Raw genomic sequence first — 24,628 nt, 5'->3', positions numbered from 1 at the left:
GGGTCCTGGCTGCGGGAGGCGCCGAGGAGCCGGAGCCCGGTCCCCGGGAGCACCTCACCGGGGCGGGAGGGTCCGCCGTGGTAGAGCCCGCGCTTCTCGATGTACTGCACCACGCCGTCGGGGACCAGGTACCAGACGGGCATCCCGCGGCGGACCCGGTCCCGGCAGTCCGTGGAGCTGATCGCCAGCGCCGGCACCTCGACGAGGCTGACCGCACCGGGCGGGAGGTCGGCGTCGGCCAGCTGGTAGCCGGGCCGGGTCACACCGACGAAGTGGGCGAGCTGGAACAGCTTGTCGGTCTCCCGCCAGCTCACGATCTGGGCGAGCGCGTCGGCGCCGGTGATGAAGAACAGCTCCGCGTCCGGGTGCTCGCGCTGCAGGTCGGTGAGCGTGTCGATGGTGTACGTCTGGCCGCCCCGGTCGACGTCGACCCGGCTCACCGAGAACCGCGGGTTCGAGGCGGTGGCGATCACGGTCATCAGGTAGCGGTCCTCGGCCGGGCTCACCCCGCGGTCGGACTTCTGCCACGGCGCACCGGTCGGGACGAACACGACCTCGTCGAGCCCGAACAGCCCGGCGACCTCGCTCGCGGCCACGAGGTGACCGTGGTGGACGGGGTCGAACGTGCCACCCATCACCCCGAGCCGACGTCCCGCCACCGGTCGAGCCTAGCCCGGATGCCGCTGGAGCCGGTCGGCGGACCGATCGGCTCCAGCGGGCCGGCGCCCGGGCAGGGTGCGGGGTGGCCGCGCAGCGCCCACTCCTGGCGACCGGCTCCCCCGTGCAGCCGGTCGCCGGCATCGCCCCGCGGAGCGACCCGCGGGTCGCCGCCGTGGGTCGGCGCGCTGCCGTCCCGCGCTGGACAACGGGACGATGCCGTTTCGGTGACGGGTCCGCGGGGAGGAACCTCGATGACATCGTTCCCATGGGCGTGTCACCCGGCGCACGTCGGGCCGTGCGGGGATCAGAGCGTGGTGACGAAGTCCGCGAGCTGGGCAGCGGTGCGCACCTCGACCATCGGGATGACCTCGCGGTAGCGGTCGGCCGCCGAGTCACCGCTCCCCCACAGCCGTCGCGGCTCGGGGTTGAGCCAGTGCGCCGACCTCGACCTCCGGACCAGGTCGGCAAGGGTGGGCAGGCCGGGATGGCGGTAGTTGGTCCGCCCGTCGCCGAGCACCAGCAGCGACGTCTTCGGCCCGACCGCACCCGGCCACTTCTCGGCGAACACCTCCAGGGCGTTGCCGTAGTCGCTGTGCCCGTCGAAGCTGACGACGTCGGCCTCCCTGCCGATCCGGGCGATGGCGTCGACGACGTCGGCGCCCGGGGTGAAGAACCGGGTGACCTCGTCGGTCGAGTCGACGAAGGCGAAGGCCCGCACGCCGCTGAAGTGCTCCCGCAGCGCCTGGGTCAGCATCAGCGTGAAGTGGCTGAACCCGGCGACGGACCCGCTGACGTCGCAGAGCACGACCAGCTCCGGCTTGTGCACCACCCGGGGCCGGTGGTGGGTCACCAGCGGCATGCCACCGGTGGCCAGCGAGGCCCGCACCGTCCGCCGGAAGTCCAGCCGCCCCTCCCGGCCCAGCCGGCGCCGGGCCGAGAGCTTGGCGGCCAGCCGGCGGGCCAGCGGCGCGACGGTCCGGCGCAGCTCGGCGAGGTCGGACTGCTGGGCACGGAGGAAGTCGACCTGGTCGGCCAGCGGCCGGACGGCGTTGCGGGCGACCTTGTCCCGCCCCTTCTCCGCGGCGGTCCGGCGGCGCACCTCGGCCTCCACCGCCGTCCGGAACGCGGCGATCCGCTCCTTGGCAGTCTGCCGGGCCACCTGCTCGGCCAGCCCGCCGCGGTCGGCGTCGCCGAGCAGCCCGGCCAGCAGCTGGGCGATGAGGGTGTCCGGCGACAGCGCCCGCAGGACGCGGTAGCTGAAGAAGGACTGCCCCGACGGCGAGGGCGCCCCGGCGCCGAGCTGGTCCACGGCGAGCCGGGCGAACCGGCGCAGCGCCTCCTCGTCGCCCTCGGTGAGCAGCCGCAGCAGCTCCGCGCGCATCGCCTCGGTCAGCGCTCCCGGGTTCCCGACCGGCAGCGGGCCGTCCGCGGCGTCCCCGTCCTCGGCCGGGCCGTCGGACGCCTCGTCCTCGGCGGGCACCGGCCGGTCGGTCAGCGGCCACCACAGGTCGAACAGCACGTCGAACGCCGGACGCTGCGCGGCCCGCCGGAGGAGCACCGCGGCCAGGCCGTGCCGCAGCTGCTCCCGGTCGAGCAGGTCGACGACGGTGAGCACCTGGGCGGCGTCCACCGCCTGGCTGATCCCGACGGGGACCCCGGCCTCCCGGACCGCGCGGACGAAGCCGTCCAGGTGCCCGACGAGGCCTCCGGGCTCCACCGCGGCGGACGGCACCGGCGCGGACATCAGTTCAGCCGGAGCTCGGCGACGGCCCGCACCTGGTCGCTGGCGTGCTTGAGCACCACGCCGAGCGTCGAGCGCATCGCCGACTCGTCCAGGGTGTCCAGCCCGAGCGCCAGCAGGGTCTGGGCCCAGTCCAGCGTCTCGGAGATCGACGGCGCCTTCTTCAGCTCCAGCGCCCGCAGTGCCCGCACGGTACGCACCAGCTGGTCGGCCAGCGCCGGCGTCAGCTCCGGCACCCGGGACAGCACGATCTCCCGTTCCCGCTCGGCGCTCGGGTAGTCCAGCGCCAGGTACAGGCAGCGCCGCTTGAGCGCCTCGGACAGCTCCCGGGTGGCGTTGGAGGTCAGCACCACCATCGGCCGCCGGGCGGCGGTGATGGTCCCCAGCTCCGGGATGGTCACCTGGAAGTCGCTGAGCACCTCCAGCAGCAGTCCCTCGACCTCGACGTCGGCCTTGTCGGTCTCGTCGATGAGCAGCACGGTCGGCTCGGTGCGCCGGATCGCGGTCAGCAGCGGCCGGGAGAGCAGGAACTCCTCACCGAAGACGTCGTCGTGGACGGTGTCCCAGTCCGCCCCGCCGGAGCCGGCGGCGGAGATCCGCAGCAGCTGCTTCTTGTAGTTCCACTCGTACAGCGCCCGGGCCTCGTCCAGCCCCTCGTAGCACTGCAGCCGGATCAGCTCCGCGCCCGTGGCCGAGGCCATCGCCTTGGCCAGCTCGGTCTTGCCGACCCCGGCGGGGCCCTCGACGAGCAGCGGCTTGCCCAGCCGGTCGGCGAGGAAGACCGTCGTCGCGATCTGGTGGTCGGGGAGGTAGCCGGCGGCCGACAGCCGCGTCGTCACGTCCGCGACGTCGGCGAACTGGGCGGCGTGCGTGGGCGTGCGGGACATGCGGCTCCTCGGTCGGGCGGCGGGCTGCCGGGTCAGCGGGTGTGGCCGCTGCCGGTGACGACGTAGGTGGTGGAGGTGAGCTCCGGCAGCCCCAGCGGCCCCCGGGCGTGCAGCTTCTGGGTGGAGATGCCGATCTCGGCACCGAAGCCGAACTCGCCGCCGTCGGTGAACCGGGTGGAGGCGTTGACCAGGACGGCGGCGGCGTCGACGCCGGCGGTGAAGTCGGCGATCGCCCGCGCGGAGTCGGCGACGATCGCCTCGGAGTGCCCGCTCCCCCACCGGCTGATGTGGTCCAGCGCCTGCGGCAGGTCGTCGACCACGCGCACCGCCATGTCCATCGACAGGTACTCGGTCGCCCAGTCCTCGTCGGTCGCCGCGAGCACGCCGTCGTGCGCGGCGCGGGCGGCGTCGTCGCCGTGCAGCGTCACGCCGGCGTCAGCCAGCGCGGTGAGCAGCCGCGGGAGGAACGCGGCGTCGCGGTGCACCAGCAGCGTCTCGGCGGAGTTGCAGACGCTCACCCGGTGGGTCTTGGAGTTCAGGACGATCGCCTCGGCCATCGCGGCGTCGGCGGAGGCGTCGACGTACACGTGGCAGTTGCCGACACCGGTCTCGATCACCGGCACCCTGGACTCGGTGACCACCCGCTGGATCAGCGAGGCACCACCGCGCGGGATGACCACGTCGACCAGGCCGCGGGCGTTCAGCAGCTCCCCCACCGACGCCCGGTCGGCCGGCAGCAGCGCGACCGACCCGGCCGGCAGCCCGGCCTTCTCCGCGGCCTCGGTCAGGACGGCGACGAGGGCGGTGTTCGTGCGGTGCGCGGAGGCCGACCCGCGCAGCAGCGCGGCGTTGCCGCTCTTGAGGCACAGCCCCGCGGCGTCGACGGTCACGTTCGGCCGGGCCTCGTAGACGATGCCGACGACGCCGAGCGGCACCCGGACCTGGCGCAGCTGCAGGCCGTTGGCCAGCGTCGACCCGCGGACGACGTCGCCCACCGGGTCCGGCAGGGCGACCAGCTGACGCAGCGCGTCGGCGACCCCGGACACCCGGGCCGGGGTGAGTCGCAGCCGGTCGAGCACCGACTCCGGCGTCCCGGCGGCTGCGGCGGCCTCGACGTCGGCGGCGTTGGCGGCCAGCACCTCGTCGGCCCGCTCGAGCAGCGCCTCGGCCATCGCGAGGAGCGCGGCGTCCTTGGTCTCGGTGGGCAGGGTGCGCAGCACGCGGGCGGCCTCACGGGCGCGCGCGGCGGCCGCTCCGATCAGCGGGAAGTCGTCAGCGGACACGCACCGAGGTTACGCGGCGATGTCTCAGGCGAAGGAAGCTCTGCACCCGGTCTCGGGCCCAGTACCGGGTGCGGAGCTTCCTATGCCTGTCCTCGGGCGCCGTGGCGGGCGAGCCGGTGCCGGAGCCGGTTGCGGACCGCCGGCCACTCGGCGTCGGTGACGGAGAAGACCACCGTGTCCCGCAGCGAGCCGTCGGGCAGGCGTCGGTGGTTGCGCAGCACGCCGTCCTGCTTGGCGCCGAGCGCGGCGATCGCGGTCCGGGACTGGGTGTTGTGCCAGTGGGTGCGGAACTCGACCGCCAGGCAGCCGAGCACCTCGAACGCGTGCCCGAGCAGCAGCAGCTTGCTCTCGGTGTTCACGCCGGACCGCTGGGCGGACGCCGCCGTCCAGGTGGAGCCGATCTCCAGCCGCGGCGTCCCGGCGTCGATGTTGCAGAAGGTGGTCACCCCGACCACGGCGCCGGTGTCGTTGCGGCGCACGGTGAAGGGCAGCATCGCGCCGGCGTCACGCAGGGCCAGCTTGGCCTCGACGTCGGCGGCCATGCCCTCGCGGGTGGGCACCGAGGTGTACCAGAGCTCCCACAGCCGGCCGTCGGCGGCGGCGGTGGCCAGGACGCTCGCGTGCTCCCGGCGCAGCGGCTCGAGGGTGACGACGTCGCCGGCCAGCGTGACCGGCTCGAGCCAGGTCATCAGCTGCGCAGCGCGCGGAGCACCCGCTTGCGGGCCTCGCCGGTCAGCCGGTCGACGAAGAGCTTCCCGTCCAGGTGGTCGACCTCGTGCTGCAGGCAGCGCGCCAGCAGCCCGCTGCCCTCGATCCGCAGCGGCTCGCCGTGGACGTCGAAGCCCTCGGCGGCGCAGTGCATCGCCCGCACGGTCGGCGCGTAGAGGCCCGGGATGGACAGGCAGCCCTCGTCGTCGTCCTGGGTCTCCTCGGAGCGCTCGGCGATCACCGGGTTCACCAGGTGCCCGATGACGCCGTCGACGTTGTAGGAGAAGACCCGCAGGCCGACCCCGATCTGCGTCGCCGCGAGCCCGGCCCGGCCGGGGTGGTCGACGGTCTCCTCCAGGTCGCGCACGAGAGCGGCCAGGTCCTTGTCGAACGCCCGGACCGGGTCGGCCGGGGTGCGCAGGACGGGGTCACCGAGTTCACGGATGGGACGGACGGTCACGCGTCCTCCTCGCTGACGCTCGTCAGCCGCGTGCCCGCGGGTGCCCTGCCGTCTCGTCCGCTCGCAAGCTCGCTCACCGCGGCAGTCTCTCAGCCCATGACCGGCGGCTGACCAGCACCATCTCGTCGCGGTGCACGACCTCGCGCCGGTGCTCGGGGTCCAGGTCGGCGGTCTTGCGGCCCAGCAGGGCCGGCAGCTCCCGGGCGTCGTAGGCGACCAGCCCGCGGGCGACGACGACGCCGTCCGGGCCGACCAGCTCCACCGGGTCGTCGGCCAGGAAGTCACCGGTCGAGCCGGTGACGCCGGCGGCCAGCAACGAGGCGTGCCGCTCCCGCACCGCGCGGACCGCGCCCTCGTCGAGCAGCACCCGGCCCCGCGGGCGGCTGGCGTAGCGCAGCCAGAACTGCCGGGCGCTGGGACGTCGGCCGCGGGGCGCGAACAGGGTGCCCACCCGCTCCCCGGCCAGCGCGGCCGCCGCCTGCGGTGTGGAGGTGACGACCACGGGCACCCCGGCACCCGACGCGATGAGCGCCGCCTCGACCTTGGTGGCCATCCCACCGGTGCCCACGCCGTTGCGGCTGGCCCGGCCGAGCGCGACCGCGGCGAGGTCGTCGGGGCTGCGGACGGTGTCGATCAGCTGCGCCGGGCCGGTGCGCGGGTCCCCGTCGTAGACGCCGTCGACGTCGGACAGCAGGACCAGGGCGTCGGCCACCGCCACGTGCGCGACCAGCGCGGCGAGCCGGTCGTTGTCGCCGAACCTGATCTCCTCGGTGGCGACCGTGTCGTTCTCGTTGACGATCGGCAGCACGCCCAGCGCGAGCAGCCGCTCGATGGTCTGCGAGGCGTTGCGGTAGTGGCTGCGGCGGGTCAGGTCGTCGGCGGTCAGCAGCACCTGGCCGACGGTGACCCCGTGCGCGGCGAAGGCGTCGGCGTAGGTCTGCACCAGCCGGAGCTGGCCGACGCTGGCCGCCGCCTGCGCGGTGGCCAGGTCCCGGGGCCGCCCGGTCAGCGACAGCGGCGCCAGGCCCGCGGCGATCGCGCCGGAGGACACCAGCACGACCTGCCGTCCGGCGGCCCGCAGCGCGCCGAGGACGTCGACCAGCGCGCGCAGCCGGTCGACGTCCAGCCCGCCGGGCAGCGTCGTCAACGACGAGGACCCCACCTTGACCACCACCCGGGAAGCGGCGGCGACGTCTGCCCGCGTGCTCACCGGTCGGCGTCGTCCTCGAGCAGCCGGGTGTCGATCCAGCCGTCGTCGTCGGCCAGCTCGTGGGGCAGCCGGCGGGCCTTCTTGGCCGCCAGCCGGTCCTCGGCGCGGGGCCGGGCGTGGGTGTCCAGCCGCACGTCGGTGCCGCGGCCACCCAGGCCCGCGGTCTCCTCGACGGTGAGCGTGCCGGCCGGCAGCGTCGGCTCCCAGTCGAAGGTGACGTCGCCGACGGTGATCGCGTCGCCGGGGACGGCGCCGGCCTTGGCCAGCCCCTCCTCCACGCCCAGCCGGTTGAGCCGGTCGGCGAGGTAGCCGACGGCCTCGTCGTTGGTGAAGTCGGTCTGCCGGATCCAGCGCTCCGGCCGCTTGCCGCGGACCAGCCAGCCGTCGGTGCGCGGGTCGGGCTCGATGGTGAAACCGCCGTCGTCCACGGCGCGCGGCGTCAGGGTGATCCGCACCGGCTCCACCTCGGGCAGCGCGGCCCGGTACGCCTCGACCTCGCGGGCCAGCGCGAAGCCCAGCTCGTCCAGGCCCTCGTGCGTCGCGACGCTGATCGGGAAGACCTGCAGGCCGCGCTCCTCCAGCGAGGTGCGGACCAGGTCGACGAGCTCACGGGCGTCGGGGACGTCGATCTTGTTCAGCACGGCGATCCGCAGCCGGCCGACCAGGTCGAGCTCCTCGCCGCCGTACTCCCGCAGCTCGTGCTCCAGGGCCTCGATGTCGCTCTCCGGGTCGCGCCCCGGCTCCATGGTGGCCATGTCGACCACGTGCACCAGGACGGCGCAGCGCTCCACGTGCCGGAGGAACTGCAGGCCGAGGCCCTTGCCGGTGGAGGCGCCGGGGATGAGCCCGGGGACGTCGGCCATCGTGTAGGTGACGTCGCCGGCGCGGACCACGCCCAGCTGCGGCACGAGGGTGGTGAACGGGTAGTCGGCGATCTTCGGCCGCGCCGCGGACATCGCCGCGACCAGCGAGGACTTGCCGGCCGACGGGTACCCGACCAGGCCGACGTCGGCGATGCTCTTGAGCTCGAGGACGGCGTCGACCGCCTCGCCGGGCTCGCCCAGCAGGGCGAAGCCCGGGGCCTTGCGACGGGCGTTGGCCAGCGCGGCGTTGCCGAGCCCGCCCTTGCCGCCGTGCGCGATGACCACGCGGGTGCCGGCGCCCATCAGGTCGGCGACCTGCTCGCCGTCGATCGTGACGACGGTGCCCGGCGGGACCCGCAGCACGCGGTCCTCACCGCGGCCGCCGTTCTTGTAGTCCCCGGCGGCCTGCTTGCCGTTGGCGGCCTTCTGGTGCGGCGCGTGGTGGAAGTCCAGCAGCGTGTGCACGTTCGGGTCGACCTCGAGGACGACGTCGCCGCCGTCACCGCCGTTGCCCCCGTCGGGGCCGCCGAGCGGCTTGAACTTCTCGCGGTGGACGGAACTGACCCCGTGGGCACCGTTCCCTGCGGCCACGTGGACCGTCACACGGTCGACGAAAGCGGCCATGGTCGCCGCCTCTCTGCACTACGGCCGGACTGGCTGAATGGGAACGGGGTGGCAGCGCCAGATCGGCGCTGCCACCCCGCGGACGTGCTGGGACTGCTAGACCGAGACGGTCTCGCGGGCCGGAACGGCGGCGATCGTGACCTCGCGACGCCCGCGGCGGAACCCGAAGGTCACCGCGCCCGGGACGAGGGCGAACAGCGTGTCGTCCTTGCCGCGGCCGACACCCAGGCCGGGGTGGAAGTGGGTGCCACGCTGGCGGACGATGATCTCGCCGGCCTTGACGACCTGGCCACCGAAGCGCTTCACGCCGAGGCGCTGGGCGTTGGAGTCGCGGCCGTTGCGGGACGACGATGCGCCCTTCTTGTGTGCCATGTCGTCGTCAGCCCTTCGTGATGTCCGTGTCGATGGCCCGGACCACGACGCTGGTCAGGGGCTGACGGTGCCCCTGCCGCTTGTGGTAGCCCGTCTTGTTCTTGAACTTGTGGATGTGGATCTTCGGGCCCTTGCCGTGCTCGACGATCTCGCCGGTCACGGTCACGCCTGCGAGCGCCTGCACATCGGTCGTGACGGTGTCGCCGTCGACCAGCAGGATGGCAGGGAGGGTGACGGTGTCACCGGCCACCCCGCTCAGGCGGTTGACGGTGAACGTGTCACCGACACCCACCTTGTGCTGCGTTCCACCGGCCTTGACGACTGCGTACACCACTGACTCCTCGATCGGTTCTCTTCAGGTCCAGCACTGTGTCCTGCGCGCACCTGGGCGGGCCGAGTGCTGGACGGGCTGCCGGCCGACCGGATCCGCCTGGAAGCGGCCTGTCGTCCCGCGGCAACCCGACCAGCGTACCCGAGCCGGGGAGCCCGGGTCGAACGTGGTCCTCCGTCAGGCCGGGGGCCCGGCGGGCCGGGACGCCGCCCGGCGGCGCCGCGGCCGGGCCACCGGCGCGGCGTCCTCGGTCACCGGCTCGGCGACCGCCTGCGGTGCGACGACTGCGGGAGGCGCGACCTCGGCCGCCGGCTCCGCAGCGGTCTCCTCGACCGGGGCGGCGACGGGAGCCTCCGGAGCGCCGGTGAGCGCCGCAGCGAGCACCGTGTCCGGCGTCGGCTGCTCCGCGGCGGCCGGCACCTCGACGTCCGGCGCCTCGACGTCCGGCACCTCGGCGTCCGACTGCTCGACGACCGGCTGGTCGGCGACGGCCTCGTCGACGACGACCTCGTCGGCGGGGGCCTCCTCGACGGCGACCTGCTCGACGGCGACCTGCTCGACGGGGGCCTGCTCGGTGTCCTGGTCGTCGCCCACCGCGGCGAGCACGGCCGCGTCCTCGGCTGCGCGGGCCTCGCCCGACTGGCCGCGGCCGCGGCGCCCCCGGCTGCGCCGGCCACCGCGGCCCTCGCTGCTGCCCTGCTCGGCCGGCTCGGTGACCTCGAGGTCCACCGGCTGCTCGGCCGGGGTCTCCACGGTCTCCGCGGCGTCGGGACGCGGCTGGTCGGCGCGGCCGGTGCCGGTGTCCTTGGCCGGTCCCTGGTCGCCCCCGCGCTGGTCGCGGTTGCGGCCGCCGCCGGAGTGACCCCCGCCGCTGCCGCTGCCGTTGCCGTTGCCGTTGCCGCCGGACCGCTTCTTGTCCTCCACCGGGTCCAGGTGCACCAGCACCCCGCGACCGCGGCAGTGCTCGCACGGCTCGGAGAAGACCTCCAGCAGGCCCTGGCCGACCCGCTTGCGGGTCATCTGCACCAGGCCCAGCGAGGTGACCTCGGCGACCTGGTGCTTGGTCCGGTCCCGGCCCAGGCACTCGGTGAGCCGCCGGAGCACGAGGTCGCGGTTGCTCTCCAGGACCATGTCGATGAAGTCGATGACGATGATCCCGCCGATGTCGCGCAGCCGGAGCTGGCGGACGATCTCCTCGGCGGCCTCGATGTTGTTGCGGGTGACCGTCTGCTCCAGGTTGCCCCCGGAGCCGACGAACTTGCCGGTGTTGACGTCGACGACGGTCATCGCCTCGGTGCGGTCGATGACCAGCGAGCCGCCGGAGGGCAGCCAGACCTTGCGGTCCAGGGCCTTCATCAGCTGCTCGTCGATCCGCAGGTCGCGGAAGACGTCGCCGGTGCCGGCGTAGCGCTGCAGCCGCTCGGACAGCTCCGGGGACACGTGCGCGACGTAGGCCTCGACGGTGTCCCAGGCGTCGTCGCCCTGGACGACCAGCCGCTTGAAGTCCTCGTTGAAGACGTCGCGGATCACCCGGATCGCCAGGTCGGGCTCCCCGTAGAGCAGCGTCGGGGCGTTGCTGGTGGACGCGGCCTTGGTCTGGATGACCTCCCACTGCGCCTGCAGCCGGGCCACGTCGCGGGTGAGCTCCTCCTCCGAAGCCCCCTCCGCGGCGGTCCGGATGATCACGCCGGCGTCGTCCGGGACGATCTTCTTGAGGACGTCCTTGAGCCGGGTGCGCTCCTTGTCCGGGAGCTTGCGGCTGATGCCGGTCATCGAGCCGCCGGGCACGTAGACCAGGAAGCGACCGGGCAGGTTGATCTGCTGGGTGAGCCGGGCGCCCTTGTGCCCGATCGGGTCCTTGGTCACCTGGACCAGGACCTTGTCCCCGGACTTCAGCGCGGTCTCGATCGACCGCGACTTGCCGGACAGGCCGGCGGCGTCCCAGTTGACCTCACCGGCGTAGAGGACGGCGTTGCGGCCCTTGCCGATGTCGACGAAGGCCGCCTCCATGCTGGGCAGCACGTTCTGCACGCGACCGAGGTACACGTTGCCGGCGAACGAGGTGGCCTGCGTCTGGGTCACGTAGTGCTCGACCAGGACGTCGTCCTCGAGGACGGCGATCTGGGTGCGCTCGCCCTGCTGGCGGATCACCATGGCGCGGTCGACGGCCTCGCGGCGGGCCAGGAACTCCGACTCGGACAGGATCGGGGCGCGGCGGCGGCCACCGTCCCGGCCCTCGCGGCGACGCTGGCGCTTGGCCTCGAGCCGGGTCGACCCGGCGACGCCGCGGACGTCGTCGTCGCTGGAGGTGCGGCCGTTGCGGCCGGCGCGCTCCGGGCGGTCGTCGTCGTCGGGAGCGTCCTCCGCGGCGCCCTCGCCGCTGCTCCCCCGGCGACGCCGACGCCGACGGCGCCGGGTGCTCGAGCCCTGCCCGGCGTCGGCGCTGTCGTCGTCGGTCTCGTCGTCGCTGTCGTCGCCCTCGGTGTCGGAGGTGTCCTCGGACTCCTCGTCGGTGTCCGCGGTGCCGGCGACGGGCGCCTCGATGTCCTCGTCGGCGTCGGTCTCGGCCTCGGCGTCGGTCTCGGCGTCGCCGGAGTCCTCGGTGCGGCCACGGCCACGGCCCCGGCGTCCCCGGCGGCGGCGACGGCTGCCCGGGCTGCCGCCGTCCTCGTCGTCACGGTCGTCCGCGTCCTCGAGGTCGCGGTCCTCGACGTCGGCCTCGACGTCGGCCTCGACCTCGGGGACGTCGGTGTCCTCGGCCTCGACCGGCTCGGCCACGGCCTCCTCGGCGGCACGACGCCGACCGCGGCCGCGACCACGCGGGCGGGCCGGTTCGGCCTCCCGGTCGTCGGCCTCCGCGGCAGGCTGGACGGCCTCCTCCGGCTCGGCCGGGGACTCCGCGGGCCGCCGGCTGCGGCGGCGCGGCGGCGCGGCGTCGGGCTCGGGGGCCACGAAGGTGATGAAGGCAGGAACCGGCGGAGCCGCCGGCGGCGGCGCCGGCACCGAGTCCGGGTCGGCCGCCAGGGCCGGGCGGGTGGCGCGGCGGCGCGGCCGCGCGGTCACGGTGGTGGGCTCCGGGGAGCTGAACTGGGCCCCGAAGCGGGGCAGGTCGGGCTCCGACTCGGGCGCCGGGGTGCGGTCGTCGGCCGGGTCGCGCTCGGGGCCGGGGTTGCTCTCCGCGGCGGCGAGGGCCGTGGCCGCAGTGGCCTCGTCGTCCTCGTCGTCCTCGGTGGCGCCGGTGGCCGGCTCGGCGGCGGCCTGCTCGGTCGGGGCCTCCGCGGCCTCTGCGGTGGGCTGCTCCTCAGGAGCCGGGGCTCCGTCGGTCGCGATGGTGTCTGGGTCGATGCGGTCGGCCACTGAGGGCTCGCCTCCTGTGCGTCCCCGGGCGCCGGTCGTCTCCGACAGGCGGCCGCGCAGGAACGCGGGTTGGGCGGGTCGGGCGGGCCGCGAGGTGCGGCGGCGCCCTTCTCGCGAAGTCTGGGTCCGCGCCCCGGCCGGTGCGGCTGGGGCCCGGTGGTGCAGCGTGCGGAACGCGGGTGGTGCTGGCCGAGCAAGATCAGGGTGGTGCGGGCGCGTCACGGCTGGCAGACGTGGCGCGGACGACGCCCGGCGTCCGGCTCCGCCGGTTCAGACCTGCGCGCGCTCCTCCTGGCAGCAGGAGCGCACCGCGCGGTCGGGCCCAAGCGGATCGGCGACCTCACCGCTGTCGTCGAGCCGGCCCTGCGCCTCACGCACGGCCCGGATGGGCAACGGCGGGCGCAGGTCGGCGACGGCAGCCAGAGCGGCCATCACGTCGTCCGGTCGAACGGTCGGCGTGAGCTGCCGTACGACCACGTGCAGTATGGCACAACCTGCCTCCACGGCCACCGCCGCACGGACGACGGCAGCGCGCGCATCGACGTCCCGGAGGCCGTTCTTCGTGCGCTTGGCGACCAGCACCACCTCCCGTGCCAGCAGCTCCTGGACGGCGGCGGACAGCTCGTCGGCGTCCACCCCGGGCAGGTCGATCCGCCAGCGGGTGGCGTCCAGCCGGTCGGCGAGCGACCCGCTCCCCTCGAGCGCCTCCACGCACTCGAGGACGTCGATCCCCGGCGGCAGGGAGGCGTCCAGCGCGGCGCGGACCTGCTCGGGGTCCCGGCGCGCGGACAGCCCGATCTCGAAGTACTCCGCCTCCGAGGCGGCACCGGTCGGCGCCGCCCCCATGTAGGAGATCTTCGGGTGCGGGCTGAACCCGGCGGAGAACGCCATCGGCACCTCGGCCCGGCGCAGCGCGCGCTCCAGCGCCCGGGCCAGGTCGCGGTGCGAGGCGAACCGGAGCGGGCCGCGCTTGGTGTAGCGCAGCCGCAGCTTCTGCACGGTGGGCGGCGGCGGAGGGCCGTCGGGCTGGCGGGCCACTCAGCGCACCACGGTCAACGGCAGCAGGCTGCGCCCGGTCGGGCCGATCTGGATCTCGGTGCCCATGGTCGGGCAGACCCCGCAGTCGTAGCAGCCGGTCCAGCGGCAGTCCCCGACCTCGTCCTCCGAGATCGCGTCCTGCCAGTCCTCCCAGAGCCACTCCTTGTCCAGCCCGGAGTCCAGGTGGTCCCAGGGCAGCACCTCGTGCTCCGTGCGCTCCCGGGTGGTGAACCAGGCGAGGTCGAGGCCGAAGGCGGCGAGCTCCTCGGCCGCGGCGGTCGCCCACCGCTCGTAGGAGAAGTGCTCGCTCCAGCCGTCGAAGTGCCCGCCGTCGCGCCACACCCGCTCGATGACCGTGCCGACCCGGCGGTCGCCGCGGGAGAGCAGTCCCTCGATCACGCCGGGCTTGCCGTCGTGGTAGCGCAGGCCGATGGACCGGCCGATCCGCCGGTCGCTGTTGATCGCCTCCCGGAGGAGCTTGAGCCGGGAGTCGATGGTCTCCGCGCTCGCCTGCCCGGCCCACTGGAACGGGGTGTGCGGCTTGGGCACGAACCCACCGATGGAGACGGTGCAGCGGATGTCCTTGGTGCCGCTGGCCTCCCGGCCGGCCCGGATGACCTCGACCGCCAGTTCGGCGATCTCCAGCACGTCCGCGTCGGTCTCGGTCGGCAGACCGCACATGAAGTAGAGCTTCACCTGCCGCCAGCCGTTGGCGTAGGCGGTGGTGACCGTGCGGACCAGGTCCTCCTTGGACACGGTCTTGTTGATCACCCGGCGGATGCGCTCGCTGCCGCCCTCGGGGGCGAAGGTGAGGCCGCTGCGCCGGCCGTTGCGGGACAGCTCGTTGGCCAGGGTCACGTTGAAGGCGTCCACCCGCGTGCTCGGCAGGCTCAGGCCGGTGTTGGTGCCCTCGTACCGGTCGGCGAGCTCGGTGGCCAGCTGGCCGATCTCGGAGTGGTCGGCGCTGGACAGCGACAGCAGCCCGACCTCCTCGTAGCCGGTGGCCTTCAGCCCGGCGTCGACCATCGAGCCGATCCCGGTGATCGTCCGCTCACGTACCGGCCGGGTGATCATCCCGGCCTGGCAGAACCGGCAGCCCCGGGTGCAGCCGCGGAAGATCTCCACGCTCATCCGCTCGTGCACGCTCTCCGCCAGCGGGACCAGCGGCTGCTTCGGGTAGGGCCACTCGTCCAGGTCCATCACCGTGCGCTTGCCCACCCGCGCCGGGACGTCGTCCCGGGTGCGCAGCACCTCGGCGATCGTCCCGTCGGCGGCGTAGCTGACGGCGTAGAAGCGCGGCACGTAGACGCCGTCGACCCGGGCCAGCCGGGCGAGCAGCTCGACCCGCCCGCCGGGGCGGCCCTCGGCCTTCCACGCGGCGACGACGTCGGTGATGTCGCCGACGACCTGCTCGCCGTCCCCGAGGACGGCGCAGTCGACGAAGTCGGCGACCGGCTCGGGGTTGAAGGCGGCGTGCCCACCGGCCACCACGACCGGGTGGGTCTCGTCGCGGTCGACCGCGTGCAGCGGCACGCCGGCGAGGTCGAGCGCCTCGAGCAGGTTGGTGTAGCCGAGCTCGGTGGCGAAGCTGACGCCCAGCAGGTCGAAGTCGCGCACCGGGCGGTGCGCGTCGACGGTGAACTGGCCGACGCCGTGCTCGCGCATCAGCCCGGCGAGGTCGGGCCAGACGGCGTACGTGCGCTCGGCCAGGGCGTCCGGGCGCTCGTTGAGCACCTCGTAGAGGATCATGAGGCCCTGGTTGGGCAGGCCGACCTCGTAGGCGTCGGGGTACATCAGCGCCCAGTGGACGGCGACGTCGTCCCACGGCTTCACCTGCGCGTTGAGCTCACCGCCGACGTACTGGATGGGCTTCTGCACCTGGGCGAGCAACGGCTCGAGCTGGGGGTAGAGCGAGTCCACAGTCATGACCCGTCCAGGGTAGCCCGGCCCCCGCGCGGCTCCCCGGCGTCTGTCGTGGATCAGGTGACCTGATCAAAGGCCGTCCTCCCGCAGCAACGCCGGTGCGGGAGGACGGCCGCTGATCAGGTCACCTGATCACTGCCCCCAGGTCAGAGCTGGGGGAAGAAGAGCGCGATCTCCCGTGCGGCGGACTCGGGCGAGTCCGAGCCGTGCACGATGTTGTTCTGCACCTCGAGGGCGAAGTCGCCGCGGATGGTGCCGGGGGCGGCCTTGACCGGGTCGGTGGCGCCGGCCAGCGCGCGGAACGCCTCGATGGCGCGCGGGCCCTCGACGACCAAGGCGAGCAGCGGGCCCCCGGTGATGAACTCGACCAGTGAGCCGAAGAAGGGGCGCTCGCGGTGCTCGCCGTAGTGCTCCTCGGCGACCTCGACGGTCAGGGTGCGCAGCTCGGCGGCGACCAGCCGGAGACCCTTGGCCTCCAGGCGCGAGACGACCTGGCCGACCAGGCCCCGGGCAACGCCGTCGGGCTTGACCAGGACGAGCGAGCGTTCAGCGGTGGGTGCAGACACGGCCGGGAGCGTACGGGAGTCCTGTGCGTCAACGTGGGTTGACAGATGAGCAGTGTCAACTTACGTTGACGGCATGGCCTCTCCCACCGACGTCACCACCGCCGCGGCGGCCGACGACCCGGACACCGGGTTGCGCGCCATCCGCGCGCTGCGCGACCTGGCCGACCGCCTGGAGGTCCTCCAGGTCGGGAACGCCCGGGCCCGCGGCTGGTCCTGGCAGCAGATCGCAGACGCCCTCGGCGTGAGCAAGCAGGCCGTCCACAAGAAGCACGCCACCTCGAGAAGGGACCGCTGACGTGTTCGAGCGCTTCACCGACGAGGCCCGGCGGGCCGTCGTCCTCGCCCAGGAGGAGGCCCGGGAGCTGCGGGCCGAGCGGATCGAGCCGGTCCACCTGCTGCTGGCCTTGACCCGTGACCCGAGTCGCGGCGGGAGCGCGCTGCGGGCGGCCGGGATCGACCACGACCGGCTGGCGCCCGTGGTGGCCGCGGCGGGCAACCCGCTGGACCCCGACGCCCTCGCCGTCCTCGGCGTGGACCTGGCCCAGGTGCGCGCGACGGCGGAGGCGACCTTCGGCGCCGGCGCCCTGGACCGGGGACGCCGGCTGGCGGGTGGGCACATCCCCTTCGCCGACGGCAGCAAGCGCGCCCTGGAGGAGACCCTCAGGGCGGCCCTGCGGCGGAAGGAGCGCCGGCTGGACAGCGGGCACGTGCTCCTCGGCGTCCTGGCGGTGGGCGACCCGACCGTCGGCCGCGTCCTCGCCCAGCTGGGGACCGACGTCGGCTCGCTGCAGGACCGGGTCGGCGGGGAGCCCGAGGTCGCCTAGCTGTACTGACCATGGACGTTGGTGACGGCGGCAGGTGACATGAGGAAGACCTCCGAGTGAGGTGTGGAGCTGTCTAGGAACCGCTCCTCAGCCCGGAGGTCTTCATGTCCCACGCTAATGCCACCTTGACTCCGCGCGGCCGGCTTCTGCTGGCCCGCTGCGTCGTCGAGCAGGGCTGGACCTTGCGGCGAGCGGCCGAGCGGTTCCAGACCTCGGCGACCACCGCCGCACGCTGGGCCGGCCGCTACCGGGAGCAGGGTGCCGCGGGCATGGCCGACCGCCCCAGCCGGCCGCATCGAAGCCCGCGCCGCACCCCCACCCGCCTGGAGCGGCGGATCGTCAAGGTCCGGGTGATCCGCCGCTGGGGACCAGCACGCATCGGGTTCCTGCTGGGCGTGCACCCCTCGACGGTGCATCGGGTGCTCTCCCGCTACGGCCTGGCCCGGCTGGCCTGGCTGGACCGGACCACCGGCCGCAACGTCCGCCGCTATGAACACGCCACCCCCGGTGACCTCGTGCATCTCGACGTCAAGAAGCTCGGCCGCATCCCCGACGGCGGCGGCTGGCGCATCCACGGCCGCGCCGCCCGACCCCACATCAAGCGCGGCCAGGGCTACTCGTTCCTGCACACCGCCCTCGACGATCACTCCCGGCTGGCCTACTCCGAGCTGCTCGACGACGAACGCAAGGAGACCGCCGCGGCCTTCTGGACCCGCGCGCACGCCTACTTCACCGACTGCGGCATCACCGTGCACCGGGTGCTGACCGACAACGGCGCCTGCTACCGATCCTTTGACTTCCGCGACGCCCTCGGTGACATCGCGCACAAACGCACCCGCCCCTACCGGCCGCAGACCAACGGCAAGGTCGAGCGCTTCCACCGCACCCTGCTCGAGGAATGGGCCTACGCCTCTGCCTACGGCTCAGACACCGAGCGCGCAGCCGCCTACCCCCAGTGGCTACACCGCTATAACCATCACCGCGGCCACACCGCGCTCGGCGGACGACCTCCCGCCAGCCGCGTCACCAACCTGTCAGGCCAGTACACCTAGCGGTTGGTCAGGTCCAGCCGCGCCATGTGCCGCCAGAGCTCCTGGTCGCGGTCGCTCAGCCCGTTCCAGCAGTCGTAGCTGTTCCGCTGCTGCAGCTCGCGGGCGTGCCGCTCGACCAGGTCGTCGTGCAGCTGGTAGCGGACGCGGTGCGCGTACTCGGCGATGGTGTAGCTGATCGACCCCAGCGGCTCGTCTGTCGCGGTCGCGGCCACGCTCTTCGCCCTGGTGCTGGGCTCGTGGCGCCTCGCGCAGCAACGACTGTGGTCGGCCATGGTGCTCCCCTGCTCTGGTGACCTCAGGGTCATCCCCCGGTCACACGACGTGTCCGACAGAGTGCCCCGGGGGACGCTGCTGCCGCGCCCCTCGTGCGGGTGACCCCGGGGTCAGTCGGCGGGGGGTGCAGGCGGTGCGGACCGCACCGGGCCGAACGCGCTGCCCAGCAGGTCCTTGCGGATCTGCAGCAGGTAGGCCCAGATCAGCACGAACAGACCGCCGACCAGCCACATCGCCGAGCCGAGGAACCCGGTGAGCAGCAGTGGCACCTGCAGCACCGTGCCGATCACCAGCCCCGGCGGGCGGCGCTGCAGGCCGCTGGCCAGGACCAGCAGCACCGCCAGCACGCTCAGCACGGTCAGCCGGGGACCGGTCAGCCCGTCACCGCTCTGCGCGATGCCGCGCGGCACGAACAGGACGGCGATCCCCTCCAGCAGCAGGATCGCCGCCCCCGCACCTCCCAGCGCCCGGCCGGCCCGGACCGGGTCCGGTGCGGTCACGGCCGCCCGCCGGACAGCAGGGTCCGGGCCTCCCCGGCGGTGATCACGCTGCCGGTGACCAGCACGCCGGAGCCGCCCAGGGCGTCGTCCGGCCCGGCCTCGGCCAGCTCGATGGCCGACTCGATCGCGTCGGAGAGCCGCGGGTGCACGCTGACCCGGTCCGCGCCGAAGACGTCGACCGCCAGGGCGCCCAGCTCGTCGGCGGGGATGGCCCGCGGCGAGCTGTTCTGGGTGACGACCAGCTCGGCGCACAGCCCCTCGAGCTCGGCGAGCATCCCGCCGACGTCCTTGCCGTGCACGCAGCCGACGACCCCGACCAGCCGGGTGAAGTCGAAGGACTCACGCACCGCCACCACCGTCGCGGCCATGCCGGCCGGGTTGTGCGCGGCGTCGACCAGCACCGCGGGCGAGCTGCGCACCCGCTCCAACCGGCCCGGCGAGCGGACCGCCGCGAAGGACTCCCGGACGACGTCCTGCGCGACCACGCCGGTGGCCGCGCCCGCGCCCAGGAACGCCTCCACGGCGGCCAGTGCCACGGCGGCGTTCTGCGCCTGGTGGGCGCCGAACAGCGGCAGGTAGACCTCGTCGTACTCCCCGCCGAGGCCCTGCAGCCGGACCTGCTGGCCGCCGACGGCGACCCGGCGCTCCAGCACGCCGAACTCGGTGCCCTCGCGGGCCACGGTGGCGTCGACCTCGACGGCCCGCCGCACCAGCGCCTCGAGCGCGCCGGGCGGCTGGTGGGCGAGCACGGCGACGACGCCGCCGTCCGGTCGCCCGTCGGGCAGCACCTCGTCGCCGGGGCTGGGCTTGATGATCCCGGCCTTCTCGGTGGCGATCGTCGCGACGTCGGGGCCGAGGTACTCGGCGTGGTCCATCGAGACCGGCGTGACGACCGCGACGCGGGCGTCGACGACGTTGGTGGCGTCCCAGGTGCCGCCCATGCCGACCTCGATGACCGCGACGTCGACCGGGGCGTCGGCGAAGGCGGCGTACGCCATCGCCACCATCACCTCGAAGAAGGACATCGGGACGTCGCTGCCGGCGTCGACCAGCTGCACGTACGGCGCGATGTCGTCGAAGACCTCGACGAACCGCTGGGCGGGCAGCGGCTCGCCGTCGAGCACGATCCGCTCCCGCAGCTCCTCCAGGTGCGGGCTGGTGAAGCGGCCGACGCGCAGGCCGAAGCCGCGGAGCAGCTCGTCGATCATCCGAGCCGTCGTCGTCTTGCCGTTGGTGCCGGTGACCTGGACGACGGGGAACGCGCGCTGCGGCGAGCCCAGCAGGTCGACCAGCGCCGAGATGCGCGTCAGGGACGGTTCGAGCCGGTTCTCCGGCCACCGCGCCAGGAGCGCCTGTTCGACCCGGTCGAGGTCACGGGAGAGGGAGGTGCTCACCGCTCCTAGGATGCCAGTCATGGCAGCCGACACCTCAGCCCTGGAGAGCACGGCCCCGGGAGTCGGGGCCGTCGTACCCGAGAAGCCCACCCTCGACGGCCTCGAGGAGAAGTGGGTGGCCCGCTGGGCCGAGGGCGACACCTACGCCTTCGACCGGGCCGGCGCGCTCTCCGCCCCGCGGTCGGAGACCTACGCGATCGACACCCCACCGCCCACGGCGAGCGGGTCGCTGCACGTCGGGCACGTGTTCAGCTACACGCACACCGACATCGTCGCCCGCTACCAGCGGATGCGCGGCAAGCACGTCTTCTACCCGATGGGCTGGGACGACAACGGCCTGCCGACCGAGCGCCGGGTGCAGAACTTCTACGGCGTCCGCTGCGACCCCTCGCTCCCCTACGACTCCTCCTTCGAGCCGCCGGAGGAGCCGGGCAAGGACCAGCTGCCGATCTCCCGGCGCAACTTCGTCGAGCTCTGCGAGCGGCTGACCGCCGTCGACGAGGCGGAGTTCGAGAAGCTGTGGCGCCGGGTCGGCCTCTCGGTCGACTGGTCGGGTGTCTACCGGACCGTCTCGGAGACCTCGCGGGCCACCGCGCAGCGGATGTTCCTGCACAACCTGGCCCGCGGCGAGGCCTACGCGCAGGAGGCGCCGACCCTCTGGGACGTCACCTTCCGGACGGCGGTCGCCCAGGCCGAGCTCGAGGACCGGGAGCGCCCGGGCGCCTACCACCGCATCGGGTTCGCCGGCCCCGAGGGCCCGGTGTTCATCGAGACCACCCGCCCCGAGCTGCTGCCGGCCTGCGTCGCGCTGGTCGCGCACCCGGACGACGAGCGCTACCAGCCGCTGTTCGGGCAGACCGTGCGGACGCCGCTGTTCGACGTCGAGGTGCCGGTGGTCGCGCACCGGCTGGCCGAGCCGGACAAGGGCTCGGGCATCGCGATGATCTGCACCTTCGGTGACCTCAACGACGTCACCTGGTGGCGCGAGCTGCAGCTGCCGACCCGCGCCGTCATCGGCTGGGACGGCCGGTTCGTCGCCGACCCGCCCGACGGGGTGCCCGCCGACGTCTACGCCGAGCTGGCCGGGAAGACCTCGTTCAGCGCCCAGGCCCGCATCGTCGAGCTGCTGCGGGAGTCCGGCGACCTGGTCGGGGACCCCGCGCCGATCACCCACCCGGTGAAGTTCTTCGAGAAGGGCGAGCGCCCGCTGGAGATCGTCACCACCCGGCAGTGGTACATCCGCAACGGCGGCCGGGACGCCGACCTGCGCGACGCGCTGGTCGCCCGTGGCCGGGAGATCCAGTGGGTGCCCGAGCACATGCGGCACCGCTACGAGAACTGGGTCGAGGGCCTCAACGGCGACTGGCTGGTCAGCCGCCAGCGGTTCTTCGGCGTCCCCTTCCCGGTCTGGTACCGGCTGGACGCCGAGGGCGAGCCGGTCTTCGACGAGCCGCTGCTGGCTCCGGAGTCGGCGCTGCCGGTCGACCCGTCCTCCGACGTCCCGGACGGGTTCACCGGGGACCAGCGCGGCGTGCCCGGCGGGTTCATCGCCGACCCGGACGTGATGGACACCTGGGCGACCTCCTCGCTGTCGCCGCAGGTGGCGTCGGGCTGGGACACCGACCCGGAGCTGTTCGCGCACGTCTTCCCGATGGACCAGCGGCCGCAGGCGCACGACATCATCCGCACCTGGCTGTTCTCCACCGTCGTCCGGTCGCACTTCGAGCACGGCACGGTGCCGTGGTCGCACGCCACCATCTCCGGGTTCGTGGTCGACCCCGACCGCAAGAAGATGTCGAAGTCCAAGGGCAACGCGACCACGCCGCTCGACGTGCTGGAGCGCTACGGCACCGACGCGGTGCGCTGGCGTGCCGCCGGTGCCCGGCCGGGTGCGGACTCGCCGTTCGACGAGGCGCAGATGAAGGTCGGCCGCCGGCTGGCCATCAAGCTGCTGAACGTGGGCAAGTTCGTGCTGGGCCTGGGCGCCTCGGCCGCGCTGACCGCCGACGCGGTCACGGAGCCGATCGACCGTGGGCTGCTGGCCTCCCTGGCGACCGTCGTCGACGAGGCGACCGCCGCGATGGACGCCTACAACTACACCCGTGCCCTGGAGGTCACCGAGGCGTTCTTCTGGTCGTTCTGCGACGACTACGTCGAGCTGGTGAAGACCCGCGCCTACGCCTCCGACGAGGGGGCCAGGTCCGCCCAGGCCGCCCTGGCGCTCGCGTTGTCGGTGCAGCTGCGGCTGCTGGCTCCGGTGCTGCCGTTCGTCACCGAGGAGGTCTGGTCGTGGTGGCAGGGCGGCTCGGTTCACCGGGCGCTGTGGCCGACCGCGACCGAGCTGCCCACCGGCGGTGACCGGGCGGTGCCCGCCGTGGCCGCGGAAACCCTGGCTATCGTCCGCAAGGCGAAGTCGGAGGCCAAGCAGTCGATGCGGGCTGACGTCGCCTCGGCGACGGTGACCGCCCCCGAGGTGCAGGTGGCGCTGGTCGAGGCCGCCCGCCGGGACCTCACCGCCGCCGGGCGGATCGAGTCGCTCACCGTCGTCGCCGGCGACGGCCCGCTGACCGTCGACGTCGTCCTGGCGGAGGCGCCGGACGCCTGACCACTGAGCCTCAGCGGCCCAGGATGCACCCGGTTCTGGGTCGCTGGAGTTCACAGGGACGGCTGTCCACAGGGGGCCGGCAGCAGGCGTCGCTGATCCGGCAGCCTGCACGGCGTGCACGCCCTCGCTCACCTGTTGCCCACCGGCGTCGCCCGTCGGGACGCCCTGGCCCCCGCCACCAGCTCGAGCAGCGTCGGTCGCTGGCTGCAGTCCGGTGAACCGGTGCTGACGCATCCTGGCGTGGTCGCTCTGCCCGACCGGCTCGGTGACTGGTCGGTCCGGGCCCGGGTAGCGACGCTGTGGGCCCGGGCGCCACTCAGCCACGCTCGGCTGGCTGTCGCTGCGGTACGGCTACCGGCGGCTGACCGGGGAACCGGGCAGCTGGCCGGCGGGAGATCGAGACCGTCGTCCGCCGTCGCCTCAGGCTGTGAACGTCAGTGGCCCGGAACCGTGAGGGTCCTGGGCCACTGACGTACGAGGGTGCCGGCGGGTCAGGCCGACTTCTCGCGGGGGGCGCGGGCGGGCTTGCGCGGGACGATCGTCGGGTTCACGTGCTGCAGGACCACGTCCTGGGTGATGACGACGGTGGCGACGTCCTCGCGGCTGGGGATGTCGTACATCACCGACTGCAGGACCTCCTCCATGATCGCCCGCAGCCCACGGGCACCAGTGCCCCGCAGGATGGCCTGGTCGGCGATCGACTCGAGCGCGTCGTCGGTGAACTCGAGCTCCACCCCGTCGAGCTCGAACAGCCGGCGGTACTGGCGCACCAGGGCGTTCTTGGGCTCGGTCAGGATGTTGATCAGCGCCTCGCGGTCCAGCTTCTGCACGCTGGTGATCACCGGCAGGCGGCCGATGAACTCGGGGATCATGCCGAACTTCAGCAGGTCCTCGGGCATGACCTGGGCGAAGGCGTTGGCCTCCTCGATCTCGGCCTTGCCGCGGACCTCGGCGCCGAAGCCGATCCCCTGCTTCCCGGTGCGCGCCTCGATCACCTGGTCCAGGCCGGCGAACGCGCCACCCACGATGAACAGCACGTTCGTGGTGTCGATCTGGATGAACTCCTGGTGCGGGTGCTTGCGACCGCCCTGCGGCGGCACCGACGCCGTCGTCCCCTCGAGGATCTTCAGCAGCGCCTGCTGCACGCCCTCGCCGGACACGTCGCGGGTGATCGACGGGTTCTCGCTCTTGCGGGCGATCTTGTCGACCTCGTCGATGTAGATGATCCCGGTCTCGGCGCGCTTGACGTCGTAGTCCGCGGCCTGGATCAGCTTGAGGAGGATGTTCTCGACGTCCTCACCGACGTACCCGGCCTCGGTGAGCGCGGTGGCGTCGGCGATCGCGAAGGGCACGTTCAGCATCCGGGCGAGGGTCTGGGCCAGGTGCGTCTTGCCGCAGCCGGTCGGGCCCATCAGCAGGATGTTGGACTTGGCGAGCTCGACGCCCTCGTCGCGGCTGCCGCGGTCGCCGCCGGCCTGGATCCGCTTGTAGTGGTTGTAGACCGCGACCGCGAGGGTGCGCTTGGCCTGGTCCTGGCCGATGACGTACTGCTCGAGGAAGTCGTGGATCTCCTTGGGCTTCGGCAGCTCGTCGAACTTGAGGTCCGACGACTCCGAGAGCTCCTCCTCGATGATCTCGTTGCAGAGGTCGATGCACTCATCGCAGATGTACACCCCAGGGCCAGCGATGAGCTTCTTGACCTGCTTCTGGCTCTTCCCGCAGAACGAGCACTTGAGCAGGTCGCCGCTCTCACCGATACGTGCCACCTGGCTGACCTCCACCTCGAGTGGGACGGCTGTGCCGCTGCCCCTGGTACGTGCTCTGTCGTTGCCCTCGTCGACGCCCTGAGACCTGGCGTCCTGCGTCCCTGCGGTACTGGCCGGGGAATCGGGCGTCCACCGAACCTACCCGGCTGGACCGACGTTCCCCGGAACTGACGCACCCGGTTCGCCCGGCC

General features: G+C 73.5%; 22 protein-coding genes. 4 read left to right on the top strand and 18 right to left on the bottom strand.

Annotated features, from left to right (window positions below):
- The 14 genes from nadD to ndk form a co-directional block, all read right to left on the bottom strand.
- On the bottom strand, positions 1-659 hold a 659-nt coding region (gene nadD, locus FHL80_RS16010), incomplete at its 3' end, for a nicotinate-nucleotide adenylyltransferase (protein ID WP_246078719.1).
- Positions 660-964: 305 nt separating this feature from the next.
- Positions 965-2,404 carry a vWA domain-containing protein gene (locus FHL80_RS16005; protein ID WP_216870775.1) on the bottom strand — a complete coding sequence of 480 codons (1,440 nt, stop codon included), beginning with the start codon at positions 2,402-2,404 and terminating at the stop codon, positions 965-967.
- Positions 2,404-3,288, bottom strand: coding sequence for an AAA family ATPase (locus FHL80_RS16000; protein ID WP_138734378.1), 885 nt, complete (start codon positions 3,286-3,288; stop codon positions 2,404-2,406). Before FHL80_RS16000 ends, FHL80_RS16005 begins: the two co-directional genes overlap by 1 nt.
- A gap of 32 nt (positions 3,289-3,320) precedes the next feature.
- The gene (locus tag FHL80_RS15995) at positions 3,321-4,571 is read right to left on the bottom strand and encodes a glutamate-5-semialdehyde dehydrogenase (protein ID WP_138734377.1); all 1,251 of its coding nucleotides are present in this window, start codon (positions 4,569-4,571) and stop codon (positions 3,321-3,323) included.
- 80 nt (positions 4,572-4,651) lie between these two features.
- Entirely contained in the window at positions 4,652-5,260 is a 609-nt protein-coding gene (locus FHL80_RS15990) for a GNAT family N-acetyltransferase (protein ID WP_138734376.1), read from the bottom strand.
- Complete coding sequence (gene def, locus FHL80_RS15985; protein ID WP_138734375.1) at positions 5,260-5,739, bottom strand: peptide deformylase; 480 nt, start codon at positions 5,737-5,739, stop codon at positions 5,260-5,262. The genes FHL80_RS15990 and def overlap by 1 nt, the downstream gene beginning before the upstream one ends.
- Before the next feature lie 73 nt (positions 5,740-5,812).
- Positions 5,813-6,949, bottom strand: a complete 1,137-nt coding sequence (proB, locus tag FHL80_RS15980) for a glutamate 5-kinase (RefSeq protein WP_138734374.1) — start codon at positions 6,947-6,949, stop codon at positions 5,813-5,815.
- Positions 6,946-8,436, bottom strand: coding sequence for a GTPase ObgE (gene obgE, locus FHL80_RS15975; protein WP_138734373.1), 1,491 nt, complete (start codon positions 8,434-8,436; stop codon positions 6,946-6,948). The genes proB and obgE overlap by 4 nt, the downstream gene beginning before the upstream one ends.
- A gap of 96 nt (positions 8,437-8,532) precedes the next feature.
- Positions 8,533-8,808: a 50S ribosomal protein L27 gene (gene rpmA / locus FHL80_RS15970; RefSeq protein ID WP_138734372.1), complete on the bottom strand. Its 276-nt coding sequence runs from the start codon at positions 8,806-8,808 to the stop codon at positions 8,533-8,535.
- A 7-nt stretch (positions 8,809-8,815) separates the two neighbouring features.
- Positions 8,816-9,139 carry a 50S ribosomal protein L21 gene (gene rplU / locus FHL80_RS15965; RefSeq protein WP_138734371.1) on the bottom strand — a complete coding sequence of 108 codons (324 nt, stop codon included), beginning with the start codon at positions 9,137-9,139 and terminating at the stop codon, positions 8,816-8,818.
- A gap of 177 nt (positions 9,140-9,316) precedes the next feature.
- On the bottom strand, positions 9,317-12,496 hold the full coding sequence (locus FHL80_RS15960; RefSeq protein WP_246078717.1) for an Rne/Rng family ribonuclease: 3,180 nt from the start codon (positions 12,494-12,496) through the stop codon (positions 9,317-9,319).
- A gap of 270 nt (positions 12,497-12,766) precedes the next feature.
- Positions 12,767-13,534, bottom strand: coding sequence for a TIGR03936 family radical SAM-associated protein (locus FHL80_RS15955; RefSeq protein ID WP_138734370.1), 768 nt, complete (start codon positions 13,532-13,534; stop codon positions 12,767-12,769).
- The gene (locus FHL80_RS15950; RefSeq protein WP_138734369.1) at positions 13,535-15,460 is read right to left on the bottom strand and encodes a TIGR03960 family B12-binding radical SAM protein; all 1,926 of its coding nucleotides are present in this window, start codon (positions 15,458-15,460) and stop codon (positions 13,535-13,537) included.
- Between the two features lie 143 nt (positions 15,461-15,603).
- A complete protein-coding gene (gene ndk / locus FHL80_RS15945; RefSeq protein ID WP_138734368.1) occupies positions 15,604-16,023 on the bottom strand; it encodes a nucleoside-diphosphate kinase in 420 nt (139 codons plus the stop codon).
- Between the two features lie 73 nt (positions 16,024-16,096).
- Here ndk and FHL80_RS15940 point away from each other — a divergent pair, with 73 nt between their 5' ends.
- The 3 genes from FHL80_RS15940 (at position 16,097) to FHL80_RS15930 (ending at position 17,899) form a co-directional block, all read left to right on the top strand.
- Positions 16,097-16,318, top strand: coding sequence for a helix-turn-helix domain-containing protein (locus FHL80_RS15940; protein WP_036336706.1), 222 nt, complete (start codon positions 16,097-16,099; stop codon positions 16,316-16,318).
- A gap of 1 nt (position 16,319) precedes the next feature.
- Positions 16,320-16,847: a Clp protease N-terminal domain-containing protein gene (locus FHL80_RS15935; protein WP_138734367.1), complete on the top strand. Its 528-nt coding sequence runs from the start codon at positions 16,320-16,322 to the stop codon at positions 16,845-16,847.
- A gap of 104 nt (positions 16,848-16,951) precedes the next feature.
- Positions 16,952-17,899 (top strand): IS481 family transposase, encoded by a 948-nt coding sequence (locus tag FHL80_RS15930; protein ID WP_138734366.1) that lies wholly within the window; start codon positions 16,952-16,954, stop codon positions 17,897-17,899.
- On the opposite strand, the gene FHL80_RS15925 is transcribed toward FHL80_RS15930, so the two are convergent.
- The 3 genes from FHL80_RS15925 to FHL80_RS15915 form a co-directional block, all read right to left on the bottom strand.
- Positions 17,896-18,111 carry a hypothetical protein gene (locus FHL80_RS15925; protein ID WP_138734365.1) on the bottom strand — a complete coding sequence of 72 codons (216 nt, stop codon included), beginning with the start codon at positions 18,109-18,111 and terminating at the stop codon, positions 17,896-17,898. The genes FHL80_RS15930 and FHL80_RS15925 overlap by 4 nt on opposite strands.
- A gap of 171 nt (positions 18,112-18,282) precedes the next feature.
- The gene (locus FHL80_RS15920) at positions 18,283-18,672 is read right to left on the bottom strand and encodes a DUF4233 domain-containing protein (RefSeq protein WP_138734364.1); all 390 of its coding nucleotides are present in this window, start codon (positions 18,670-18,672) and stop codon (positions 18,283-18,285) included.
- Positions 18,669-20,066 carry a bifunctional folylpolyglutamate synthase/dihydrofolate synthase gene (locus FHL80_RS15915; protein ID WP_138734363.1) on the bottom strand — a complete coding sequence of 466 codons (1,398 nt, stop codon included), beginning with the start codon at positions 20,064-20,066 and terminating at the stop codon, positions 18,669-18,671. Before FHL80_RS15915 ends, FHL80_RS15920 begins: the two co-directional genes overlap by 4 nt.
- A gap of 19 nt (positions 20,067-20,085) precedes the next feature.
- On the opposite strand from FHL80_RS15915, the gene valS reads away from it, so the two are divergent.
- Positions 20,086-22,671 carry a valine--tRNA ligase gene (valS, locus tag FHL80_RS15910; RefSeq protein WP_138734362.1) on the top strand — a complete coding sequence of 862 codons (2,586 nt, stop codon included), beginning with the start codon at positions 20,086-20,088 and terminating at the stop codon, positions 22,669-22,671.
- Between the two features lie 491 nt (positions 22,672-23,162).
- On the opposite strand, the gene clpX is transcribed toward valS, so the two are convergent.
- Complete coding sequence (gene clpX, locus FHL80_RS15905) at positions 23,163-24,437, bottom strand: ATP-dependent Clp protease ATP-binding subunit ClpX (RefSeq protein WP_026846201.1); 1,275 nt, start codon at positions 24,435-24,437, stop codon at positions 23,163-23,165.
- Positions 24,438-24,628: the final 191 nt, after the last annotated feature.

The sequence above is a fragment of the Modestobacter excelsi genome (assembly GCF_005930495.1).
In the GTDB taxonomy this organism is placed as follows: domain Bacteria; phylum Actinomycetota; class Actinomycetes; order Mycobacteriales; family Geodermatophilaceae; genus Modestobacter; species Modestobacter excelsi.
The sequence above is the reverse complement of the archived record's forward strand: the minus strand, read 5'-3'. Positions and strand labels throughout refer to the sequence as shown.